Source organism: Streptomyces sp. (assembly GCF_031181555.1).
GTDB classification, from domain to species: Bacteria; Actinomycetota; Actinomycetes; order Streptomycetales; family Streptomycetaceae; genus Streptomyces; species Streptomyces fimbriatus.
Window position 1 is genome coordinate 1 of sequence record NZ_JAPSKQ010000259.1, and the last position, 5,816, is coordinate 5,816.

Annotated in this window: 4 protein-coding genes and 1 pseudogene; 4 read left to right on the plus strand and 1 reads right to left on the minus strand. The window is 74.6% G+C overall.

Annotated features, from left to right (window positions below):
• The 3 genes and pseudogenes from RIM90_RS30050 to sucD all read left to right on the plus strand — a co-directional run.
• Nucleotides 1–269: pseudogene (locus RIM90_RS30050) on the plus strand (hypothetical protein); the annotation flags it as partial.
• Between the two features lie 449 nt (nucleotides 270–718).
• Entirely contained in the window at nucleotides 719–1,900 is a 1,182-nt protein-coding gene (sucC, locus tag RIM90_RS30055) for an ADP-forming succinate--CoA ligase subunit beta (RefSeq protein ID WP_309063898.1), read from the plus strand.
• A gap of 21 nt (nucleotides 1,901–1,921) precedes the next feature.
• On the plus strand, nucleotides 1,922–2,806 hold the full coding sequence (gene sucD / locus RIM90_RS30060) for a succinate--CoA ligase subunit alpha (protein WP_309063899.1): 885 nt from the start codon (nucleotides 1,922–1,924) through the stop codon (nucleotides 2,804–2,806).
• A gap of 77 nt (nucleotides 2,807–2,883) precedes the next feature.
• Here the strand turns inward: sucD and RIM90_RS30065 are convergent, their stop codons facing one another.
• The gene (locus tag RIM90_RS30065) at nucleotides 2,884–4,107 is read right to left on the minus strand and encodes a helix-turn-helix domain-containing protein (protein ID WP_309063900.1); all 1,224 of its coding nucleotides are present in this window, start codon (nucleotides 4,105–4,107) and stop codon (nucleotides 2,884–2,886) included.
• Between the two features lie 96 nt (nucleotides 4,108–4,203).
• Between RIM90_RS30065 and RIM90_RS30070 the strand changes: the two genes are divergently transcribed.
• Nucleotides 4,204–5,816: DUF6350 family protein (locus RIM90_RS30070; protein WP_309063901.1), on the plus strand; the 1,613-nt coding region annotated here is incomplete at its 3' end.

Here is a 5,816-nt window from a genome sequence, read left to right on the forward strand (position 1 = left end):
CCGCCGACGGGGCCGGGCAGGCCGCCCGGCACGCCGTCGATGCCGCGACGGCGATGGCGCACGGCGTCGCCGGCGACGTCCGTCCCTTCGCGGGCGGGGTGGCCGGAGCGGCCGGCCCGTTCGCGCGCGGGGTCGGCGGGCAGGCCGCGCCCTTCGCGCGGGAACTGTCCGGGACCGTCCGGGCCGACGCGGGCGCGCTCGCCGGTCACGCGGTCACCGGAGCCGAGGGTCCCGCCGAGCCGGCCACCCCGCGGGTGAACCGCATCTGACCCGCGATCCGACGCGCGGGTGACGAATGACTCCGCGGGGGCATCGGGCTCCGGACGGCCGAAAGCCGACGGTGCGTCCGGGCCGAATCCCGCGGATGGGGGACCGGCCCCCATGGGGGTGGGGGCCGGTCCCCGCACCCGGAGAGCAGGGCGTTCGCCGCTCCTCCGGGCTGCTCCACGGGCCTCACCGGGTCAACCCCAGCCCGGTGAGGCCCCTCACCGTCGGCACGCCGTGCCAGGGAGGGCGGCATCATGTGACAGGTATCACCGCTCACGTGTGACCCGCGATTTAGAGAGGCCCGCCGTGCGGCGATAACCTGCGAGATGGACATGCCGCGCGCTCGGACACCGTGTGCGCCTCCCTTGTGACACAGCGGACGTCACGTTGCCCTTCGCGGCACGCCCACGCATCCAACGAACCGCGAGATCACTGATAGGGACGGAAGCGCGTGGACCTGTTCGAGTACCAGGCGAGGGACCTCTTCGCCAAGCACGGTGTACCGGTGCTGGCCGGTGAAGTCATCGACACGCCTGAGGCGGCCCGCGCAGCCACCGAGCGCCTGGGCGGCAAGTCCGTCGTCAAGGCGCAGGTGAAGGTCGGCGGCCGAGGCAAGGCCGGTGGCGTGAAGCTGGCCGCCACCCCCGACGAGGCCGTCGCCCGCGCGACGGACATCCTCGGCATGGACATCAAGGGCCACACGGTCCACAAGGTGATGATCGCCGAGACGGCCCCGGAGATCCTCGAGGAGTACTACGTCTCCTTCCTCCTCGACCGTGCCAACCGCACCTTCCTCTCCATCGCCTCCGTCGAGGGCGGCATGGACATCGAGGAGGTGGCCGCCACCCGTCCGGAGGCCGTCGCCAAGGTCGCGATCGACGCCATCGACGGTGTCGACAAGGCCAAGGCCCAGGAGATCGTGGCCGCCGCCAAGTTCCCGGCCGAGGTCGCCGACAAGGTCGCCGACGTCCTGGTCACGCTGTGGGAGGTCTTCGTCAAGGAGGACGCCCTCCTCGTCGAGGTCAACCCGCTGGCCAAGGTCGCCTCCGGTGACGTCATCGCCCTCGACGGCAAGGTGTCCCTGGACGACAACGCCGAGTTCCGCCACCCCGAGTTCGAGGAGCTCCAGGACAAGGCCGCGGCCAACCCGCTCGAGGCCGCCGCCAAGGAGAAGAACCTCAACTACGTCAAGCTCGACGGTGAGGTCGGCATCATCGGCAACGGCGCGGGGCTCGTCATGAGCACCCTGGACGTCGTCGCCTACGCCGGTGAGGCCCACAAGGGCGTCAAGCCCGCCAACTTCCTCGACATCGGCGGCGGCGCCTCCGCCGAGGTCATGGCGAACGGCCTGGAGATCATCCTGGGCGACCCGGACGTCAAGTCCGTCTTCGTCAACGTCTTCGGCGGCATCACCGCCTGCGACGCCGTCGCCAACGGCATCGTGCAGGCCCTGGAGCTCCTCAAGAGCAAGGGCGAAGAGGTCAACAAGCCGCTGGTCGTGCGCCTCGACGGCAACAACGCCGAGCTGGGTCGCAAGATCCTCAACGACGCCAACCACCCGCTCGTGCAGCAGGTGGACACCATGGACGGCGCGGCCGACAAGGCCGCCGAGCTGGCTGCTGCCGCGAAGTAAGGGACGAGGTCACAGAACACCATGGCTATCTTCCTCACCAAGGAATCCAAGGTCATCGTCCAGGGCATGACCGGCTCCGAGGGCCAGAAGCACACCCGGCGCATGCTGGCCTCCGGCACCAACATCGTCGGCGGCGTGAACCCGCGCAAGGCGGGCACCAGCGTCGACTTCGACGGCACCGAGGTACCGGTCTTCGGCAGCGTCAAGGAGGCCATCGAGAAGACCGGCGCCGACGCCACGGTCATCTTCGTCCCGGAGAAGTTCACCAAGGACGCGGTCATCGAGGCCATCGACGCCGAGATCCCGCTCGCGGTCGTCATCACCGAGGGCATCGCGGTGCACGACACGGCCGCCTTCTGGGCGTACGCCGGCAAGAAGGGCAACAAGACCCGCATCATCGGTCCGAACTGCCCCGGCCTGATCACCCCCGGTCAGTCGAACGCCGGCATCATCCCGGCCGACATCACCAAGCCGGGCCGCATCGGTCTGGTCTCGAAGTCCGGCACGCTGACGTACCAGATGATGTACGAGCTGCGCGACATCGGCTTCTCGACCTGCGTCGGCATCGGCGGTGACCCGATCATCGGCACCACCCACATCGACGCCCTGAAGGCCTTCCAGGACGACCCCGACACCGACCTGATCGTCATGATCGGCGAGATCGGCGGCGACGCCGAGGAGCGGGCCGCGGCCTTCATCAAGGACAACGTGACCAAGCCGGTCGTCGGCTACGTCGCGGGCTTCACCGCGCCCGAGGGCAAGACCATGGGCCACGCCGGCGCCATCGTCTCCGGCTCCTCCGGCACGGCCCAGGCGAAGAAGGAGGCCCTCGAGGCCGCCGGCGTCAAGGTCGGCAAGACGCCGACCGAGACGGCGAAGCTGGCGCGCGAGATCCTCGCGGGCTGAGCCACCGCACCGCACGGACGGGCCCGTCCCCCCGGGGGGACGGGCCCGTCCGCGTTTCGGGACCGGGACCGGGGGCCTCACCGCGGCTGCGGTGCCAGCCGTTCCGGTCCGTGCAGCAACTCCTCCCGGAGCTTGGAGCGCAGCTCCCGCTGGTCCTCCGACAGGGGACCGGGAGCCACCCTCGGCGGCACGCCCCGGACCGTCTCCCCCGGCGGCACCGGCGGCTCGTAGCCGGTGGGGGCGGTGCACAGGGCGAGCGTCGTGGCGCCGATCAGGGCGGCCGTGAAGGCGATGGCGGCCCGGGTCCAGGAGCGGGCCCGGCGCTCGCTGCCGTCGCGCACCGCCGGCGGTTCGGCCGCCCGCAGCCGCTCGGTGGAGGCCAGCTCGGCCAGCCGCCGGTGCAGCACCCGCGGGTCCGACAGGTCCGGCAGCCGGGTGGCTACGGTCTCGCGCGCGTACAGCAGCCGGCCGGCGGTGGCCGGGGTGCTGGCCTCCGTCTCCGCGGCCGTGTCGGGCAGGCCGAGGCCGATCCCGTCGTGCAGCAGGAGCGTGCGGCGGTACGGCGGCGGCAAGTGCAGCAGGACCTCCAGCAGGGCACGGTCGGACGGGTCGGAGAGCGGCGGTTCGGGGTGCCGGTACCGGGGGCGGTACCGGTGCCAGGGGGAGAGCGCCCACTCGTGCGCCGCCGCGCGCACCCAGCCGGCCGGGTCCGGGTCGCGGGCCACCTCGGGCCAGCGCTCCCAGGCCCGTTGGAAGGCCTGCTCCACGGACTCGCGCGCCAGGTCGCGGCGTCCGGTCAGCAGGTACGTCTGCCGGACGAGGGCGGGGGCGCAGAACGCGTACAGCGCGTCGAAGGCCTGAGCCGGCGTCAGGCCGGACGCCGGGCCGGGGGAGTCCTGTTCCTCGGGCGGGACGGCCGCTGCCGGGGTGCTCGGCGAGGACGGCGGAGGCGTCTGCGTGAACGCCGACGGCTCCGGCGCGACCGGGCCGTGGCGTGTGCCGGGGACCGGCTCCTTCAGGCGCACCGCCACCACGGCCGGGTCCGGGCCCTCCCGGAGGCCGGCCGGGGCGGACTCCCGCGCCCCCGCCTTCGCCGCGGGCTCCGCCAAGGCGGCCAGCAGCTTCGCGTACGCCTCCCGGCTCCGGCCGCGCGGCGTGGCGCGGCCGGACTCCCACGCGCGCACCGCCCCGGCGCTGACGCCCACGCGTGCGGCGAGCTGAGCGGGCGTCAGCGAGCCCGCCTCGCGCAGGCGTCGGCGTTCCCCGGGCGGAGGGAGGGGGGCGGCAGACCTCCGCGTCACTGGTCACCCCTTCGCACAAAAAAGTACATAAACGTATATTGGGCGACACAGCGGAGCTTGGCTCGTTACACCGGGAAAGCGCGTGTCGTTGGGAGCATGGCGGACGTGATCCAGACGACCGTCCGCCGATCGACGCCGGCCCTCCTGCTCATCCGGATGCGTGACCGCTCGCCCGGACTGGCCGCCGGTCTCCTCGGCGGCGCCCTCGCGGCCGGACTGGGGCTCGCGGCGTTCGCCATGCTCGTGATCCTGCTGTGGATCAGTTCGCCCTACCCGGACAGCGGAGCGGGCGGCGCGCTGCACATCGCCGCGGCGCTGTGGCTGCTGGCGCACGGTGCCGAACTCGTCCGCGCCGACACACTCTCCGGCGCCCCCGCACCCGTGGGCGTCCCGCCGCTGCTGCTGCTCGCGCTGCCGGTGTGGCTGCTGCACCGGGCGGCCCGCGACGCCGCGGACGGGGACGCGGCGGGCGGCGTTCCGCTCGCCCCCGGCCGGACGGCATGGGCGGGCGTCGTCCTCGGCTACCTCGCCGTCGGCGCACCCGCCGCGCTCTACGCCGCGGACGGTGCGCTGCGACCGGAGTGGACGTCGGCCGGGGTGTGCGTGCCGCTGGTCGCCGTGGTGGCCGCCGGGGCGGGGGTGTGGACGGCGTACGGCCGCCCGAGCGGGCCGCTGGAGCGGAGCCTGGGCAGGGTGCTGCCGAGGGGGGCGCGTCATCTGGTCCTCGGCCCGGACGGCCGCCCCGGGGTCGCGGCGCGGGCGGCGGCGGCCGGGACGGCGGTACTGGTCGGCGGCGGGGCGCTGCTGCTGATGGTCTCGCTGGGGTGGCACGGCGGGGAGGCCCAGAGGGCCTTCCTGCGGCTCACGGAGGGCTGGTCGGGCCGGCTGGCGGTGCTGCTGCTCGGTGTCACGCTGCTGCCGAACGCCGCGGTGTGGGCGACGGCCTACGCCCTCGGCCCCGGTTTCCTCCTCGGCACCGGCACCCTCGTGACCCCGCTCTCCTCCGCACCGGCCCCGCTGCTGCCGCCGTTCCCGCTGCTCGCGGCGGTACCGGACGCGGGGGCGGGGACACCGGTGCACTGGGCGACCGGGGCGGTGCCGGTGCTGGCCGGAGCGGTGGCGGGCTGGTGCGTGGGGCGGGGCGCCACGGCGGGCGGGGACGGGGGGAGACCGGGGAGCGGGCGGCCCGGGCGGGCGCCCGCCGCGTCCTGGTCGCGCGGCCGGACCGCCGGCGCGGCGGCACTGACGGCCGTGCTGTGCGCGGTCCTGCTGGCGGTGCTGGCGGCGCTCGCGGGCGGGCCGCTGGGGGTGGCCGCGCTCTCCCGGTTCGGGCCGGTGTGGTGGCAGGTGGGAGGCGCGACGCTGGCGTGGATCGGACTGGTGGCGGTCGTGACGGCCCTGGCGGTACGGGACTGGCGGTGCCGCACCCCTCACGGCGAGCGAGCGGGGCGGCCGGAGCGGCCGGGGCGGACGCCGAGGATCGGCAGGCCGCGCGGGGAGCAGCCGCGCGAGGGCCGGCCGAAGGACGGCGGCCCCGCGGGAGGCCGGCGGCTCCGGGCGCTCCGGCACCCGGCCCGGGCCGGGGGAACGCGTCCCGCGCGGGCCTCGGAGGACCGACCGGCGACGGGCAGGGGGCCGGGCGGTCGGAGGCCGCGGGTGCCATGGCGCTTCGCGCGGGCCTCGAAGGTTTCACCGGCCACGGACAAGGG